The following is a 17,893-nucleotide window of genomic DNA, read 5'->3' as shown; positions in this document are numbered from 1 at the left end:
GAAAAAATTAAGTAATGTATAATTTAACTATTTTGCCTTATTATTGGTAGTGTTATAATTTTTAAATTTGTTATTTTTACAGAAATATAGATTATTTATTTGTTACACTATGAATACAATTGCTGAACACATTGCTGATTTTTTAAAGGAATATCCACCATTTAATCACTTGACATTTGAAGAGTTATCTGAAATTGCAATCAGCATTCGTGTTGTAAATTTGGAAAAACATAAAATACTATTTCAAATCAATGATTTATTGCATGATAGCTTTTATGTAGTAGCTTCGGGAGTAATTAATTTATCTGTTATAGCTGATGCTGAGGAAACATTATTAAACAAATGTAACGAAGGAGATATTTTTGGTTTACGCCCGTTTTTTGCCAAAAACAATTATATGATGACCGCTAAAGCGAGAGAAGAAACTATTGTTTACGCTATTCCCATAGCTACTTTTCGCCCTTTTGTAGCCAATAATTCTGAAGTTTTAAATTTCTTATTGGAAAGTTTTGCCGTAAACACCCGTAATCCAAAAGACAAAGAAAATCTAATAGGAAAATTGATTTCTGATAATGTGTTCTATTCGGATCAGCAATCGGAAATGCAATATTTTCAATCATTATCCTATAATACTTCCCCTTTAAAAACAGTGGGAACAGCACTTGTAAAAGACGTTGCGCAATTAATGACCGAATCATTAAAAAATAATATCGTAGTATGCGATAATAATATCCCTTTGGGGATCATTACCGATACGGATATGCGTTCTAAAATAGCCACTGGTAGATATCCACTAACTGTTTCAGTGGATAAAATCATGTCATCACCAGTGATCACAGTAGTTGAAAATGTTTCTCTTGCGGAAGCTCAATTATTGATGTTAAAGCACAATGTGACGCATTTGTGTGTAACTCATGATGGAACTGACAAATCAGAAGTGAAAGGAATTATATCAGAGCACGATTTAATAGTGGCTCAAGCCAATAATCCAGGGGTTTTGATCAAAGAAATAAAACGTTGCCAATCACCAAAAGAACTAAAACAAATTCGGGAACGCCTCACTGATTTAATTCAGACTTCAATTTCTAAAAATATTCCGCTTTCACACATTTTCAATATTGCCAGCGAGATTAATTTAGCTATCATTAAACGCTCCGTTGAATTATCTATTTTGGATTTAGGCTCTCCTCCTGCACGTTTTGCGTGGTTAAGTATAGGAAGTCAAGGAAGAAAAGAACAATTACTGTTAACGGATCAGGACAGTATCTTAATTTTTGAAGATGTTGCTGCTGAAAAATATCGTGAAGTAAAAGATTATTTCCTTAGACTTGGAAAAAAGACAACTGCAACACTAGAAAAAATAGGTTATGAATTATGTCCAAACGGACACATGGGAAGCAATATGCTTTGGTGTAAATCCCTGACCGATTGGACAAAACAATATGACAGTTGGATGAATACTCCCGGTGAAAACAGTACTGATTTAAGTAGTATTTTCTTTGATTACGAAATTACTTTTGGCGAACAAAAAATTGAAGATGCCATAGGAAATGTTGTTTTTAAAAATGCCAAAAACAATACGCTCTTCTTTGATTTCTTTGGTAATGATGCTTTGAGAAAAAATTCACCATTGACTTTTTTCAAGAATTTCATTGTGGAAGAAGAAGGTCCTAACAAAGATAAATTTGATATCAAAACTCGTGCTTTGATGCCTCTGATTGATGGTGCACGTTTATTTATTTTAAATTTTGATATCAGAGGAATCAATAACACTTTTCAAAGGTTCAAGCAATTATCCATTACGGATCCAAAACATGCTGAAATTTATCTAAATTGTGCGGAAGCATTTTTAATTTTATCCAAATTTAGAACTCTCGAAGGTTTAAAGAATGATAACTCCGGTCAATTTATAAATTTGAATGAACTTTCAAAAATTGATAGAGAAAAATTGAAAAATGCCTTGGCTCCAATGAAGGAATTAGAAGAATTAATTAAAAGTAAATTTCAACTAACTCAATTTTCATAATTATGTTAGACTGGCTAAAAAATATTAACAAAGAATATCCTGAATTTTGGAAAACCTATGTTTCTAAATTTGATAAAAAATCCACTCGATTTGTTGTTTTCTCCACTGAAACTTCGGGATTAAATCCTGATAAAGATGTCATTATGTCTATTGGATCATTTGCTGTTACTAATGATAGTATTGCTATTGGTGATAGTTTTGAAGCAGTTTTATTACAATATAAATTCTTTCATGATAACGGTCTTTCTAATGAATTTTTAGTAGAAAGTAAAATGAAAAAATTGGGGGAGCCTGATGCTATAAAATCCTTTGTTGAATTTATCGGAAACTCTATTTTAGTAGGACACCATATAGATTTTGATGTTGAAATGATCAATGCAGCCCTGGAACGATTAGATTGCGGTCGTTTGAAAAACGAAGCTCTGGATGTTGATGTTATGCATCGGAAACTTAATGATATTAATGACAAACAATTTTCACTAGATGAACTTTGTGCAGTTTATAATATTCCTAAAAGTGACCGAAATTCTTCAGCTGAAGATGCTTATAAAACGGCTTTATTGTTTTTGAAATTGAAATCCAGATTGGGTATAAAGTAATATTTTCTTTAATACATCAGCGTTATTCCTTTCCAAAATCTTCCGTGATGAGTTATGGAAACTGGTTTTTTTATTTTTGAAGTAGAATCAATTATAAAAGGTATTCCGTTATTTTTATAGATTTCATCGGAAGAACTAATATTTTCAATCTTGTCGAAATGTTTTTTTTCTGCAACGGCAATTGTATAGATTGAATCGTTTTCAATTTTACTTTGAGTGAAATATATTTTCTTTTTTATGGAAACGGTTCCCAAAGTTGCGTTTTCGAAAGAACAGTCCAGTTGTAAAGGAAAAAAACCTCGAATACCAGTTTCACGATTGTAGATTTTATAAGCTGCTTCCTTTCGGGACCATAAATTCCAAACCATGATTTCTGGGTTCGCATCATTCAAAATCATTTGTTGCTCGTTTTTAGTAAATATTTTATCTAAAAATCGGTTGCGTTGCCAGTTACTTTCTTTTTTAGCTAAAGCCAAATCTACTATGTCGTTTCCAATCATTTTTTACTGACTTTTTACTGCTAATTCACGAATTTTTCTCCGATAATTTATTCTCGATAATTTCCATTGCTGCTTTTACATTAATCATGCGTTCCATAGCCTCATTATCAATTACAATGTCATATTTCTCTTCGATATCTAAAATCACATCTACTAAATTAGCAGAATTGATTTTCAAATCATTTATAAAATCAGTATCTTCTGTAAGGCCATCAAAAGCTTCTTGGTTTTGAATATACGGCTTTACTATGTTCTTTAATTCTTCAATTGTTTGTTCTTTATTCATAATTTTTTACTTTTTGTTAATGTTTTTCAATTCGAGATTAGTTATAAATTTTTGATTAAATGTATTTCTTAAAAATCACACATCCATTCACATCTCCAAAACCAAAACTGGCCTTTGCAATTATATTCAATTCCTTTTCAATCAGTTGTTGTGGTATTCTCGATTCATCAATTATTGCTGTAATTTCAGGATGTAAATCGGCACAATTGATATTCGGAAAAACAAATCCGTGATGCAATTGCAGCACCGAAGCCACACTTTCTATGCTTCCCGCTCCGGACAAACAATGACCTACCATTGATTTCAAAGAGTTTATGTATGGGGAATCTTTTCCTTTTCTGTCCAAAGCTTCGCTCCAATTCTGAATTTCCAAACTGTCCTTGGAAGTGGCTGTCAAATGTCCGTTGATTGCGTCAATTTCATTGGCTGAAATTCCAGCATTTGCCAAAGCATTTTGAATACATTTCTGTACAGCAATTGGATTTGGCGCCGTCATCGTTCCTAAACCGCGTTGTCCGCCGGAATTTACATTTCCACCTAAAACTTCAGCATAAATTGTAGCACCTCTATTCAATGCGCTTTCTAAATCTTCCAAAATTAAAGCTCCTGCTCCACTTCCAGGAACAAATCCTGAAGCACTTGCTGACATTGGTCTTGAGCCTTGTTCCGGATTTTCATTATGTTTAAAAGTACAGACTTTCATCGCATCAAAGCCACCCCAAATATAAGGACCTGAATCGCTTGTACTTCCTGCCAAAATGCGTTTGGCCAGACCGGATTTTATCCTTTCATACGCCATCAAAATACTCTCCGTTCCTGTTGTACAAGCCGAAGAATTAGTAGATACTTGATTTCCTAGTCCTAATTTCCCTCCCAGATAAGCACTCACGCCACTATTCATGGTTTGAGCCACGGCAGTACTGCCCAATCTTCTCGTTTGAAAATCATCTATTTTATAAATGCTTTCCCGAAATTTATCAATTCCTGATGTTCCTGTACCAAAAATAGTTCCGCTATCCCAATCCGGTTCTTCATTTATTTCCAAAGATAATCCTGCATCTTTCCAAGCGTCAATTCCAGCAATTACACCGTATAAAATCCCCGTAGAATTAAAGTTTCTTAACTCTAACTCAGAAAAATACTTTAAAGCTAATTCAGTAGAAATGGCTGGTTTTCCAGCTATTTGACATGAAAACTGCAATCGTTCCAACTCAGCGTCGTGCTTAATCCCCGAAATTCCATTTTTGATGGCATGTGTAAACGCATCAAGTCCTACTCCATTCGGAGCAACAACACCAAGACCCGTTATAACTACTCTTTTATTCATATAAAATTTAATTTCAATGACATTTTCGACAGATTATTTTAATCCAATTTCGGCTCCCTCTCCTTTGGAGAGGGCTGGGGAGAGGATCATTCCGGCAATTGTTCCTGTACAAACCTCTTCTCCTTTTTCGTTTTTCATAATGACTTTACATTTTAATTTTCCGAATCTAAAGTATACTTTTTTTGAAATTACGGTCACTTTTTCTTTAGGAAAAACAGGTTTTAGAAAATCTATTTCTGTTGATGTTAAGGCGATTGAAGTGTTTTTATTAAATGAATCATCCAATAAAAAAATACCTAAACAAACCAAACCAATTTGCGCCATAACTTCCGTTAAAATAACTCCTGGAGTTACGGGATATTCTTTAAAATGTCCTTTGTAAAAATCAAGATTTTCATCAAAAGTATAGGTTCCTTCTACCCCATTTTCATTGCTTTGAAGAATTTCGTCTACAAACAAAAACGGATTAGAATACGGTAATTTTGATATAATTTCTTGGCTAGTCATATTTTTTCAATTCCCATTTGGAGTTAGGTGGCTAAAAATGTAATAAAACTCTTTGCGCCGAGAAACCCGGACCAAAACTCAGCATTAATCCTTTTTCTCCTTTTTTAGGCTGATTGTCCATTATTCGCTCTAAAACATATAAAACTGTTGCGCTTGACATATTTCCATACAAACGCAAAACTTCTTTAGTATCGTCTATATTTTTACCTAAACTAGAAAACAAACTTTCAACAGTTTGGACAATTTTCTTTCCTCCTGGATGAAAAATCAAATGATCAATATCTTCTATTTTTAAATTGTTTTTTTCTAAAAATGGATGAATAATATCGGGAAAATGAGAAGCAATCGTTTCTGGAACTTCAATGTCCAATACCATTTGCAAACCCGAATTGGTGAGTTTAAACCCCATCATGTGGATGTTATCATAGAAATGATACATCTCCTCTGATACAATTTCCGGTCCCTCATCATCTTCATGTGATGAAAGTAAAACGCAGGCAGCACCATCGCCAAAAATTGCAGCACTTACTATATTTGCCATCGAGAAATCATCTAATTGAAAGGTTGCCGTGGGGCTTTCTACTGCAATCACAGCAGCACGTTTTCCAGGATTGGCCTGCAAAAAGTTTTTAGCATAAATGATCCCCGAAATTCCGGCAGCACAACCCATTTCAGTAACGGGAAGCCGTACAATATCCTGACGCAATTTTAACTTGTTAATAAGATAAGCATCCAATGATGGAATCATAATTCCAGTGCAACTTACTGTGATGATATAATCTAAATCTTCAGGGTTCCAACTGGCTTTTTCTAACGCTTTTTCCAATACTTTTTCGCCTAAATCAATCACTTCACGAACATAAATATCGTTTCTTTCCTCAAATGAAGTTTTGGTAAACACTTCAATTGGATCCATAATGGAATACCGTTTATCAACTGCTGCACCTTCAAAAATTTTCTTTACTTTTCTAATGAAACGCTCGTCTTGCCCAACGAGCCAAGCATCCAAAAAAGGAATAATTTCATCTGTATTTCTGGAATATTTAGGTAACTGTTTGGTTACGGTTTTGATTTTTACACTCATATTTTTGAAATTATCCATTGGTATCTAAAAGCCCATTTCCAATGAATTTTATAGTTTTTAAAATTTAATTTTTTAGAAAATTCGATTAACTCTTCTTTTTTAAAACCTCTTAAAATTGAAGTTAATCCGTCTTCTCGAGACATATCATTCAATTGAAAAACGAAACATAAAGCTTGAAATAAACGATAAGCAACCGCACTTCGGTGTAAATCATTGATTACAATTCCTATTGCTGCATTAGTATAAAAAACTTTCAATAATTGTACAATCTCATCGTTTTTAAAATGATGTAATGTCAAAGTACATAAAACAATATCATACTTTAAATCATTAAATGATTCATTAAAAATATCTTCGCAACGATAACTAATATTAGCGTATTTATCGGATAATTTTTGTGCATGCGAAATTGTAAAATTGTTTGCATCAATGCCTATTAACTGGAATTTAAGATCGTTTTTAAGTCCGAAATCAGCTAAAGTCCTCAACATATCGCCATTGCCACAACCTACGTCCACAATAACAATTTCCCTTTTTTTAGAATCCTGAATCAGTTCTTGTACTCCTTTTAAAGTTAACTGATTTCCTCCTAAAAGCTGATTGATTTTGGCTATTTTATCCAAAGCATCACGTAAAATTTCGCCTTCCATGGCAAAATCATCCATGATTTCCGGTTTATCAGTTCTATATTTAGTGTTTAGTGTCATTTAGGAGTTTAGAATGATTGGTTTTCCGTGCGTTTTCTTAATGATAATTGGTAATAAAAATGGTAATATAATTAATATACGCATCAATATGGCTGAAAGTTTCGGTTTTTGCAAAATACTGGATAAAAAGCGGCCAGTTTTAAGTCTTTTTTTGAAATTTAAATTCCATTCGTAAATGTATTTTTCTTCCAGTTCATTTCTGGATTTGATTTCATTGGTATAATATTTCTGCACTAATTCTGAAACAATTTTGGCACTATGAATTGCCATTGCCATTCCATTACCGCACAAAGGATGAATTAATCCTGCGGTATCGCCAATCATTAAAATATGATTTTCAACTACTTGTTTTTTTTCGAAAGATATTTGGCTGATGGTTAAAGGTTTTTCAAAAAGCAAACTACTTTCTTCGAAAATTACTCTTAAATGAGGGTTTTCAGAAACGATACTGTTCTGATATTCTTCTATATTTTTGAACTGTTTAAAAGTTTTATAATCGGCTAAATAACAGATGTTAATCCTATTATTTTCTACTTTAGAAACACCACAATATCCTCCTTTGAAATTATGTAGTCCAACTACATCATTTGGAAAATCTCCAGAATAATGTGCTTTGACCGCTAACCAATATGATTTTTTATGAATAAAATCCCGATTCATTTTTTGGTCTATATTGGAACGTTTGCCAAAAGAGCCAATAACTATTTCTGATTTTAAAATGCTATTATTAGTAGTAACTATAAATTGATTGTCTTTAAATAGTATATTTTCAACATTGTCTTGAATAATTTTACATCCGTTTTCAAGAGCTTTTTTATACAAATATTCATCTAAAGTAAAACGACTGATTCCAAAACCACCAAGTGGTAGATTACTTTTAATTGTTTTTCCGCTTGCTGTTGAAAACTCAAGTTTTGTAATATTTGTAGGTTTTAAATCGCTTATTTTTAAATCCAACCAATTAAGATACGGTAAAACCTCATTAGAAATATATTCGCCACAAACTTTATGTTTTGGATAACTATTTTTTTCGATAACCGTTACTTGAAGTCCAATTTTGGACAAATGAATAGCCGCAGTCAATCCTGCTAAACCTCCACCAATAATTAAAACTTCTTTATTTTTCATATAGAAGTAAATTTATGGATTTGTTCGAGAAAGCAACTATATTATTTCATATAAAACTTACATAATTATTTGATATTGAATAAGTCCTAAATTATCTGTTAATATTTCTAAAGTCTTTTCCTGTGGGTTCTTCAAAAACCTCCAGTTCAAACTCCGAAGTAATGGTAAATAGATGATCAAAGATATCGGATATAATATTTTCATACTTTAGCCATTCTTTTTCTGCGCTAAAGCAATAAATTTCTAATGGTAGTCCCTTTGAAGTAGATTCTAGCTGGCGCACCATTATAGTCATGTCCTTATTAATATCAGGATGGGCAGTAATATATTTTTCAGCATAGATTCTAAAAACACCTATATTGGTAAATCTTCGAAGGTTTACAGAATCTATTTCATTATCAATTATTTTAGAATTAAATTTTTGAACATCATCTCCTTTTTTAGTGATATAATCTTGAATTAGTTTATATTTTTTGAACTGGGATAGCATTTTTTCGTCACAAAACTGAAAACTGCTAACCTTTAAATAAATCGCTCGTTTTATTCGTCTTCCGCCAGAGTCATTCATACCACGCCAGTTCTTGAAAGAATCCGTTATAAATGCGTATGTGGGTATTGTGGTAATTGTTTTATCCCAATTCTGAATTTTTACAGTATTTAAATTGATTGACAATACATCACCGTCCGCGTCATATTTTGGCATCGAAATCCAGTCTCCGACTCGGACCATATCATAGACGGACATTTGAATACTGGCTACAAACCCCAAAATGGTGTCTTTGAAAATTAAAAGCAAAATAGCGGTCATGGCTCCCATTGCACCTAGAAAATAGAAAGGACTTTTTCCTAAAACTAAAGATAAAACCAGAATTCCTCCAATAAAATAGACTACAATTTTAAGTACTTGAATGTAGCTGGTAATAGGTTTGTCTTTTAAAATTATGATCTTGGATAGAATTTCATCAAAGACTGATAGTACGGTGATAGCTAAATTAATTAGTACTAAAATTATAAAGATATTGGATAGAAGTACTACAAAATCAGTTAACGTTGGGAAATCTGCAAAAATAGAAGGAGAAATTAAAACAACGATGAAAGCAGGTATCAAGTAAGCTATTTTTTCAAAAACTCTTTTTTCTATGAAAACATCATCCCAAATTACTTCTGTTTTTAATAAAAATTTATGTAAAAAACGAACAATAACTATTTTCGTAAAATACCAAGATAAAAAGCATATTATAGCTAGCACCAAGATTAGTGTCAAAAGTTTTAAATATAAGGCTGGGACTGGTTCTAAACCAAAATCGTCAATAAATAATTTGTCTAACCAGAGTGCGATGTTGTATTTTTTTTCGATTTGAATCATTGGTAATTTAACTTTAAATGTAAATATAGCTTTCCTATTTTAAGCAGTCAAAAACAACAGCTGCATTGGGTTTACATTAACATTTTATATTTTTATCTGTATTAGTTTTCATATCTTCAAATTGTATTAGAATCTTGATGTATGGGTTTTTAGAACTAAAAACCCTTTCAAAATTTGATTATTTGAAAGGGTTTTATATTAAAAATGGGATCTTTATAAAAAGGTTGTTCTAAACTGTTTTTTTATTTAAAATGCTATGTTACAACTTTCCTTCTTTTATTTCCTCTACAATCTCAGGATTTAATAACGTTGATATATCTCCAAAGTTCGAATAGTCTCCTTCTGCAATCTTTCGCAGAATTCGTCTCATGATTTTTCCAGAGCGGGTTTTAGGTAAACCAGAAACAAACTGAATTTTATCTAATTTCGCTATTGGCCCAATATGATCCGAAATGTGCTGATTGATTTCTTTGGTAAGATTTTCTTTATTTCTGGTTTCTCCAGTTTCTTTAAGAATTACAAAACCATACAAAGCATTTCCTTTGATATCGTGCGGGAAGCCTACAATTGCTGATTCAGCCACAGCTGGATGCTCATTAATCGCGTCTTCTATTGGTGCTGTTCCCAGATTATGACCTGAAACAATTACCACATCATCTACACGTCCTGTAATTCTATAATATCCTACTTCATCACGCAAGGCTCCGTCTCCAGTGAAATATTTACCAGGAAAAGCAGTGAAATACGTGTCTTTATAACGTTGATGATCGCCCCAAATAGTTCTGGCAATTCCAGGCCAAGGAAATTTAATACACAAACTTCCTGTGACTTGATTCCCTTCAATTTCGTTGCGCTTTTCATCCATCAAAACAGGCTGAACTCCCGGTAATGGTAAAGATGCGTATGTTGGTTTTGTTGGGGTTACAAAAGCAATTGGCGAAATCATAATTCCTCCTGTTTCTGTTTGCCACCAAGTATCTACAACAGGACATCTTTTATCACCTACGTGGTCATTATACCAGTGCCAAGCTTCTTCATTGATTGGTTCACCTACTGATCCAATTACTTTAAGCGACTTCAATGGATATTTTTGTACAAATTTTATATTTTCTTTTGCTAAAGCACGAATAGCAGTTGGCGCAGTATAAAACTGAGTAACTTTATGTTTTTCAATAACTTCCCAAAAACGGCTAAAGTCAGGATAAGAAGGAACTCCTTCAAAAATTACTGTCGTTGCACCGTTCAATAATGGTCCATAAAGAATATACGAATGTCCGGTAATCCAACCGATATCGGCAGTACACCAAAAAACATCATTTTCTTCATAATTGAAAACATTTTTAAAAGTATAAGCCGTGTACACCATATAACCTGCTGTAGTATGCACCATTCCCTTTGGTTTTCCAGTAGAACCGGAAGTGTACAGTATAAATAAAGGATCCTCAGCATCCATGATTTCAGCAACATTATTATCTGAAGCTTGATCTAATAGCGGTTGCAACCATTGGTCACGACCTTCTTTCATATTAATATCTGTATGAATTCTTTTGGCCACTAAAACTTTTTCGACACAAGGACATTTTTCTAATGCTTCATCAATTATTCCTTTTAAGTCAATCGTTTTATTTCCACGAAAACCGCCATCTGAGGTGATAACCATTTTACATTCACTGTCATTGATGCGACTTGCTACTGCTGTGGATGAAAATCCTGCAAAAACTACAGAATGTATAGCACCAATTCTAGCACAAGCTAATACAGAAACGGCTAATTCTGGAATCATTGGTAAATAAATACAAACTCTATCTCCTTTTTTTATGCCTTGTTCACGCAATACGTTTGCCATTTTGCAAACGCGTTGGTGCAATTCATTATAAGTAATATGCAGTGCAGTTTCTGTCGGATTATTTGGTTCGAAAATAATTGCTGTTTTTTCTCCTCTTTTGGCAAGATGCCTGTCGATACAATTTTTGACAATATTAACTTTTGCTTCGGTAAACCATTTGATATCGGCTTCAGCCATATTAAACTCAACAACTTTATCCCATTGTTGGTACCAAGTGAAATTTTCTTCTGCAATTTTACCCCAAAATTTTCTAGGTTCACGAACTGATTTATTGTAATGTTTAAAATATTGTTCTAGATTTTCAATTTTGTAGTAGCTCATGTTATAATTTTTTATAAAAGTATTAAATCTCTCGCTATTCTTATAACTATTTAAATTATTAATACTTACAAAAAAAAATAGATTTGCAAATAAAAAAGCACTTTTAATACTAATTTGTTTAAATTTTGCTGTTTTTAGAAAAATAAGTAAAACACAAAAAGGCGAGATAGAATTAAATCCACCTCACCTTCTGTATCAACAAAATTTAACAACAATTATTTTAGTACTATAAACGATGATTTTTGAACAATAATCAACCAAAACTATTTCGTTCCAATCAAGGAATGCTACTACTAATTTTTTAGCATGAAATATTAGAAAACAAACATAATATTTCTACTACTTCCCATTTTTTTTAATAGGGACTACTTCACTTAACTTCAAGCTCGTTTAAAGTTAAGTGAATGTACAAGCATCCATATCCATTTATCTTTTTTAATATTTTTTAACTAATTCAAGATATTATGAAATCAAATGATATAGTGCTAATCCCTGCACACCCTCATGTGTGGTAATTCCTGTTTTATTATCCTATTTTTTTCATAGCTGTCATCGATTCTCTCAACCATTCCCCTACTTCCTCAATTGGATGTTGACGAATACTTTTGTTTACCGCAATAAGAACCGCATTATCTACTCCATTTGAAGTTGAAAAAGGTTTACCTATAACATTAGTATCTACCGTTTTCATGAAATCAGTTAATAACGGTTTACAAGCATGGTCAAATAAATAACAACCATATTCTGCAGTATCCGAAATGATTCTATTCATTTCATATAATTTTTTTCTGGCTACTGTATTGGCAATCAAAGGCAATTCGTGTAAAGATTCATAATATGCTGATTCTTCAATAATTCCTGTTTGAGTCATGGTTTCAAAAGCCAATTCTACACCAGCTTTTACCATTGCAATCATCAAAACTCCATTATCAAAATACTCTTGCTCCGAAATATCGGCTGTTGTAGGAGCAGTTTTTTCGAAGTTAGTTTCTGCAGTTGCAGCTCTCCAAGTCAACAAGTTGATGTCATCATTAGCCCAGTCAATCATCATATTTCTTGAAAATTCACCAGAAATAATATCATCCATATGTTTTTGAAACAACGGACGCATGATGTCTTTTAATTCATCTGCTAATTCATACGCTTCAATTTTTGCAGGATTTGACAAACGATCCATCATATTAGTAATTCCACCATGTTTCAAGGCTTCAGTTACTGTTTCCCAACCATACTGAATTAATTTTGAAGCATAAGCAGGCTCGATTCCTTTTTCAACCATTTTATCAAAACATAAAATAGAACCTGTTTGTAACATTCCACAAAGAATGGTTTGCTCTCCCATTAAATCCGATTTTACTTCGGCTACAAATGAAGAGTTCAATACTCCAGCTTTGTGACCACCAGTAGCAACTGCATAGGCTTTAGCTTGTTCAAAACCTTCTCCGTTTGGATTATTTTCTGGGTGAACCGCGATTAAAGTTGGTACACCAAAACCTCTTTTATATTCTTCACGTACTTCAGATCCTGGACATTTAGGCGCACACATAATTACAGTGATGTCTTTACGAATTTGCATTCCTTCCTCGACAATATTAAAACCGTGAGAATAAGCCAAAGTTGATCCGTTTTTCATCAAAGGCATGATTGCGGTAACTACAGCAGTATGTTGCTTGTCTGGCGTAAGGTTACAAACCAAATCAGCTGTTGGGATTAATTCTTCATACGTTCCCACTTTGAATCCATTATCAGAAGCATTTTTGAAAGAAGCTCTTTGCTCTGAAATTGCATCTGCGCGCAATGCATAAGAAATATCCAATCCAGAATCTCTCATGTTCAAACCTTGGTTCAAACCTTGTGCTCCACATCCTACAATAACTACTTTTTTTCCTTCTAAAGCTTTTATTCCATTTACAAATTCAGATTGATCCATGAATTCGCAAACGCCTAATTGTTCTAATTGTAATCTAAGTGGTAATGAATTGAAATAATTTGCCATTTTTTATTATTTAATGATTGTAAATTTTATAGTTGATAAGTTTAATTATTGAAAACTAAACCGGTTCTTGTTTAAGTTCTTCTAATAATGTTGAAATTTCCATTTTTGCTTTGGAAACCGATATTCTTCCGGAGCGCACAAATTGCATGATTCCAAAAGGTTTCAATTTTTCATATAACGATTCTATTTCAGCACGTTGTCCTGATTTTGAAATCACAAAAAAGTCTCTTGAAACTGTAACTATTTCAGAGTGGCTTTCTTTGATTATATTCTGAATTTGTTTTTCATCAAAAAGCAAGCTCGACTCAATTTTGAATAATGCATTTTCTAAGAAAATAGTTTCTTCATCAATATGATAAAATGCTTTAATTACTTCGATTTGTTTTTCGATTTGTCCTACTATATTTTGTACCCATTTTTCAGTTGTATTTACTACAATGATGAATCTGGAAACATTTTCAATTTCAGATTCGGATACATTTAAACTCAAAATATTGATATGGCGTTTTAAGAATATTCCAGATATTCTGTTTAGTAAGCCAACGTTGTTTTCTGAATAAACAGAAATGGTGAATGTTTTATTTTCCATTTTTTTATGTTTAAAGTTTTATCGTTTAAAGTTTAAAGTTGCGCAACATTATTTTCGGGTTCCAACAACTTTAAACCTTAAACTTTAAACTATTTTAGGACAAACGAATGTCCGAAACCGATGCTCCTGTAGGAATCATTGGGAATACGTTATTTTCTTTTTCTACCATAACTTCAAGAAAATAAGATTCTTTTGAAGCCATCATTTCGGCAACGGCAGCATCAAGATCTTCTCTTTTAGTTACTTTTTTCGCTTTGATATAATAGCCTTCAGCAATGGCTATAAAATTAGGATTGATCATTTCCGTAGAAGCGTATCTTTTGTCAAAAAACAATTGTTGCCACTGACGAACCATTCCTAAAAATTCATTGTTTAATACCACAATTTTCACAGGAACTTTTGTCTGAAAAATAGTTCCTAATTCCTGAATAGTCATTTGAAAACCTCCATCACCAATTATGGCTACCACTTCACGATTTGGCATTCCCATTTTGGCGCCAATTGCAGCCGGTAAAGCAAATCCCATAGTTCCTAAACCACCAGATGTTACATTACTTTTTGTCGAATTGAATTTGGCATAACGACAAGCAAACATTTGGTGTTGTCCCACATCCGAAACCATAATGGCATCTCCTTTAGAATGTTTGTTAATCATTTCAATCGTTTCTCCCATAGAAATTCCTTCTCTCTTTGGTTTTAACTCGTCATTGATTACCGCTTCTAATTCTATTTCATATTTCTCTTTAAATTCATTGTGCCAAGCTTCATGAGAGTTACTTTCAATTAAAGGAAGTAAAGCTGTTAAAGACTCTTTTAAGTCAGCCAAAACTGCTACAGTAGTTTTTACGTTCTTATCTACTTCGGCAGGATCAATTTCAAAATGAATTACTTTGGCTTGTTTTGCATACGTAGCTAAATTTCCCGTAACACGATCGTCAAAACGCATTCCAAGCGCAATTAAAACATCACATTCATTAGTCAAAACATTAGGGCCATAATTTCCGTGCATTCCCACCATTCCAACATTTAATGGATGATCTGTTGGCATTGCCGAAAGTCCTAAAATAGTCCAAGCTGCCGGAATTCCTGATTTTTCAACCAAAGCTTTTAACTCAGCTTCCGCTTCACTAAGAATTACTCCTTGACCAAATATGATAAATGGCTTTTTAGCAGTATTAATTATTTCAGCTGCTTCCTTAACCTTGTCAATATTTAAAACTGGTTTCGGATTGTAACTTCTAATACTGGTACATTTTTTATAGCTGAACTCTATTTCATCAAATTGAGCATTTTTTGTAATATCAATTAAAACAGGACCTGGACGACCTGATTTAGCGATGTAAAATGCTTTTGCCATGATTTCAGGAATTTCTGAAGCTTCGGTAATTTGATAATTCCATTTGGTTACCGGAGTCGAAATTCCAATGATATCTGTTTCTTGAAAAGCATCAGACCCTAGTAAATGCTTTCCTACTTGTCCTGTAATACAAACCATAGGAGTCGAATCGATTTGGGCATCAGCAATTCCAGTAACTAAATTTGTGGCTCCCGGCCCCGAAGTTGCAATCGCCACTCCCACTTTTCCTGTTGCTCTTGCAAAACCTTGTGCAGCATGTGTAGCTCCTTGTTCATGACGCACTAAAACGTGGTGTAACTGGTCTTTAAATTTATATAATTCGTCGTAAACTGGCATTATAGCTCCACCTGGATAGCCATAAACCAAATCTACTCCTTCTTCTAATAAGCATCTAATAACGGCTTCGGCGCCGGATATTTTATTTGTTCCCATGGGTACGTTTATTATTTTTCCTCCCCCCTTACCCCCTCCGAAGGAGGGAGAGCCAAAACTGGCATAGGGGAATTTACAGTTATTATTTGTTGCTCAACTCCCATCCCTTTGGGGAGGGCTTGGGTGGGGATTATTTATCGGTTACACATCCTTCAGAGGCACTTGTGACCGAACGAATATATTTAAGTAACACTCCTTGTTTAATTGGTGATTCTGGTTTTTTCCAATTGGCTTTACGTTTTATGAATTCTTCGTCAGATATTTTCATATTGATAGTATTTTTCACAGCATCAATTGAAATCACATCTCCGTTTTCTATTAAAGCAATTCCTCCGCCTTCATAGGCTTCTGGTGTAATGTGTCCTACTACGAAACCGTGAGAACCTCCAGAAAAACGTCCGTCAGTAATTAAAGCAACAGTACTTCCTAAGCCAGCCCCCATAATTGCGGATGTTGGTTTAAGCATTTCAGGCATTCCCGGACCTCCTTTTGGGCCACAATATCTAATAACAACCACATTTCCTGGTTTTACTTCGCCTCCTCTAATTCCTTTAATCACATCATGCTCGTTTTCAAAAACTACTGCTGTACCTTCAAAAAACTCACCTTCTTTGCCGCTAATTTTAGCCACACAACCTTCCGAAGCAATGTTTCCGTATAAAATTTGAATATTTCCAGTAGCTTTTAATGCTTTTTGGATTTCATGAATCACTTTTTGTCCATCATTCAAATCAGGAACAGAAGCTAAGTTTTCAGCAATTGTTTTTCCGGTTACCGTTAAACAATCTCCATGTAAGAAACCTTCTTTCAATAAATATTTCATTACTCCTGGAACACCACCAACATTATGCAGGTCTTCCATCAAGTATTTACCGCTTGGTTTCAAGTCAGCAAGTAATGGAGTTTTATCACTAATATCTTGGAAATCTTTTAAGGTAAGATCAACACCTACTGAATGTGCCATTGCAATTAAGTGCATAACCGCATTAGTAGAACCTCCTAAGACAGCCACAATTGTAATCGCATTTTCGAATGCTTTACGAGTCATAATGTCTCTAGGCTTGATATCTTTTTCTAATAATATTCTGATGGCTTTACCAGCATCAGCACATTCTTGTTTCTTTTCTGGACTCAAAGCAGGATTAGAAGAGCTGTAAGGCAAACTCATTCCTAAAGCTTCAATCGCTGATGACATGGTATTAGCAGTATACATTCCACCACAAGCACCTGCACCTGGACAAGCATTTTGAATCACACCTTTAAAATCTTCAGGTGTAATAGTGTTATTGAATTTTTTTCCTAATGCTTCAAAAGCAGAAACAATATTCAAATCTTCACCTTTCCATTTACCTGGGTGAATAGAACCTCCATAAACCATAATAGAAGGACGATTTACTCTACCCATAGCCATTAAAGCTCCTGGCATATTTTTATCACAACCCGGAACAGCAATCATTCCGTCGTACCATTGTGCTCCCATAACTGTTTCAATAGAATCTGCAATTACATCACGAGAAACCAAAGAAAAACGCATTCCATCATTACCATTTGAAATACCGTCACTGACACCAATAGTATTGAAAATCAAACCAACTAAATCTACTGCCCAGACGCCAGTCTTAATATCTTTAGCCAAATCATTTAAGTGCATATTGCAAGGGTTTCCATCATAACCCATACTCACAATTCCTACCTGCGCTTTTTTAAGATCTTCTTCAGTTAATCCAATTCCGTACAACATGGCCTGAGAGGCTGGTTGTGTTTCATCTTGAGTAATAGTCTTGCTGTATTTATTTAATTCCATTATGTGTTAGTTTGTAGG

15 protein-coding genes are annotated in these 17,893 nt (G+C 33.5%); 2 read left to right on the top strand and 13 right to left on the bottom strand.

Annotated features, from left to right (window positions below; genetic code table 11):
- Positions 1-109 precede the first annotated feature (109 nt).
- Both DR871_RS07890 and DR871_RS07885 read left to right on the top strand, forming a co-directional pair.
- Positions 110-2,026 carry a DUF294 nucleotidyltransferase-like domain-containing protein gene (locus DR871_RS07890; RefSeq protein ID WP_113665785.1) on the top strand — a complete coding sequence of 639 codons (1,917 nt, stop codon included), beginning with the start codon at positions 110-112 and terminating at the stop codon, positions 2,024-2,026.
- Between the two features lie 2 nt (positions 2,027-2,028).
- A complete protein-coding gene (locus tag DR871_RS07885) occupies positions 2,029-2,625 on the top strand; it encodes a 3'-5' exonuclease (RefSeq protein WP_113665786.1) in 597 nt (198 codons plus the stop codon).
- 8 nt (positions 2,626-2,633) lie between these two features.
- Here the strand turns inward: DR871_RS07885 and DR871_RS07880 are convergent, their stop codons facing one another.
- The 13 genes from DR871_RS07880 to ilvD form a co-directional block, all read right to left on the bottom strand.
- Positions 2,634-3,125: a 4'-phosphopantetheinyl transferase family protein gene (locus tag DR871_RS07880; RefSeq protein ID WP_113665787.1), complete on the bottom strand. Its 492-nt coding sequence runs from the start codon at positions 3,123-3,125 to the stop codon at positions 2,634-2,636.
- 25 nt (positions 3,126-3,150) lie between these two features.
- Positions 3,151-3,411: an acyl carrier protein gene (locus DR871_RS07875; protein WP_113665788.1), complete on the bottom strand. Its 261-nt coding sequence runs from the start codon at positions 3,409-3,411 to the stop codon at positions 3,151-3,153.
- A gap of 55 nt (positions 3,412-3,466) precedes the next feature.
- Positions 3,467-4,738: a beta-ketoacyl-[acyl-carrier-protein] synthase family protein gene (locus tag DR871_RS07870; protein ID WP_113665789.1), complete on the bottom strand. Its 1,272-nt coding sequence runs from the start codon at positions 4,736-4,738 to the stop codon at positions 3,467-3,469.
- A gap of 33 nt (positions 4,739-4,771) precedes the next feature.
- Positions 4,772-5,245 (bottom strand): 3-hydroxyacyl-ACP dehydratase FabZ family protein, encoded by a 474-nt coding sequence (locus DR871_RS07865; protein ID WP_113665790.1) that lies wholly within the window; start codon positions 5,243-5,245, stop codon positions 4,772-4,774.
- A gap of 31 nt (positions 5,246-5,276) precedes the next feature.
- Positions 5,277-6,329 carry a type III polyketide synthase gene (locus tag DR871_RS07860; RefSeq protein ID WP_113666056.1) on the bottom strand — a complete coding sequence of 351 codons (1,053 nt, stop codon included), beginning with the start codon at positions 6,327-6,329 and terminating at the stop codon, positions 5,277-5,279.
- The gene (locus tag DR871_RS07855; protein ID WP_113665791.1) at positions 6,326-7,036 is read right to left on the bottom strand and encodes a methyltransferase domain-containing protein; all 711 of its coding nucleotides are present in this window, start codon (positions 7,034-7,036) and stop codon (positions 6,326-6,328) included. Before DR871_RS07855 ends, DR871_RS07860 begins: the two co-directional genes overlap by 4 nt.
- Entirely contained in the window at positions 7,037-8,164 is a 1,128-nt protein-coding gene (locus DR871_RS07850; RefSeq protein WP_113665792.1) for an NAD(P)/FAD-dependent oxidoreductase, read from the bottom strand.
- A gap of 91 nt (positions 8,165-8,255) precedes the next feature.
- The gene (locus DR871_RS07845; RefSeq protein WP_113665793.1) at positions 8,256-9,530 is read right to left on the bottom strand and encodes a mechanosensitive ion channel family protein; all 1,275 of its coding nucleotides are present in this window, start codon (positions 9,528-9,530) and stop codon (positions 8,256-8,258) included.
- Between the two features lie 259 nt (positions 9,531-9,789).
- A complete protein-coding gene (gene acs / locus DR871_RS07840; protein ID WP_113665794.1) occupies positions 9,790-11,697 on the bottom strand; it encodes an acetate--CoA ligase in 1,908 nt (635 codons plus the stop codon).
- A 526-nt stretch (positions 11,698-12,223) separates the two neighbouring features.
- Positions 12,224-13,693 carry a ketol-acid reductoisomerase gene (gene ilvC / locus DR871_RS07835; protein WP_113665795.1) on the bottom strand — a complete coding sequence of 490 codons (1,470 nt, stop codon included), beginning with the start codon at positions 13,691-13,693 and terminating at the stop codon, positions 12,224-12,226.
- Between the two features lie 55 nt (positions 13,694-13,748).
- Positions 13,749-14,282 carry an acetolactate synthase small subunit gene (gene ilvN / locus DR871_RS07830; protein WP_113665796.1) on the bottom strand — a complete coding sequence of 178 codons (534 nt, stop codon included), beginning with the start codon at positions 14,280-14,282 and terminating at the stop codon, positions 13,749-13,751.
- Positions 14,283-14,376: 94 nt separating this feature from the next.
- The gene (gene ilvB / locus DR871_RS07825) at positions 14,377-16,071 is read right to left on the bottom strand and encodes a biosynthetic-type acetolactate synthase large subunit (RefSeq protein WP_113665797.1); all 1,695 of its coding nucleotides are present in this window, start codon (positions 16,069-16,071) and stop codon (positions 14,377-14,379) included.
- A 130-nt stretch (positions 16,072-16,201) separates the two neighbouring features.
- Positions 16,202-17,875, bottom strand: a complete 1,674-nt coding sequence (ilvD, locus tag DR871_RS07820; RefSeq protein ID WP_113665798.1) for a dihydroxy-acid dehydratase — start codon at positions 17,873-17,875, stop codon at positions 16,202-16,204.
- Positions 17,876-17,893: the final 18 nt, after the last annotated feature.

This window comes from Flavobacterium petrolei, assembly GCF_003314435.2.
GTDB classification, from domain to species: domain Bacteria; phylum Bacteroidota; class Bacteroidia; order Flavobacteriales; family Flavobacteriaceae; genus Flavobacterium; species Flavobacterium petrolei.
This window is presented reverse-complemented; position numbering and strand designations above follow the sequence as displayed.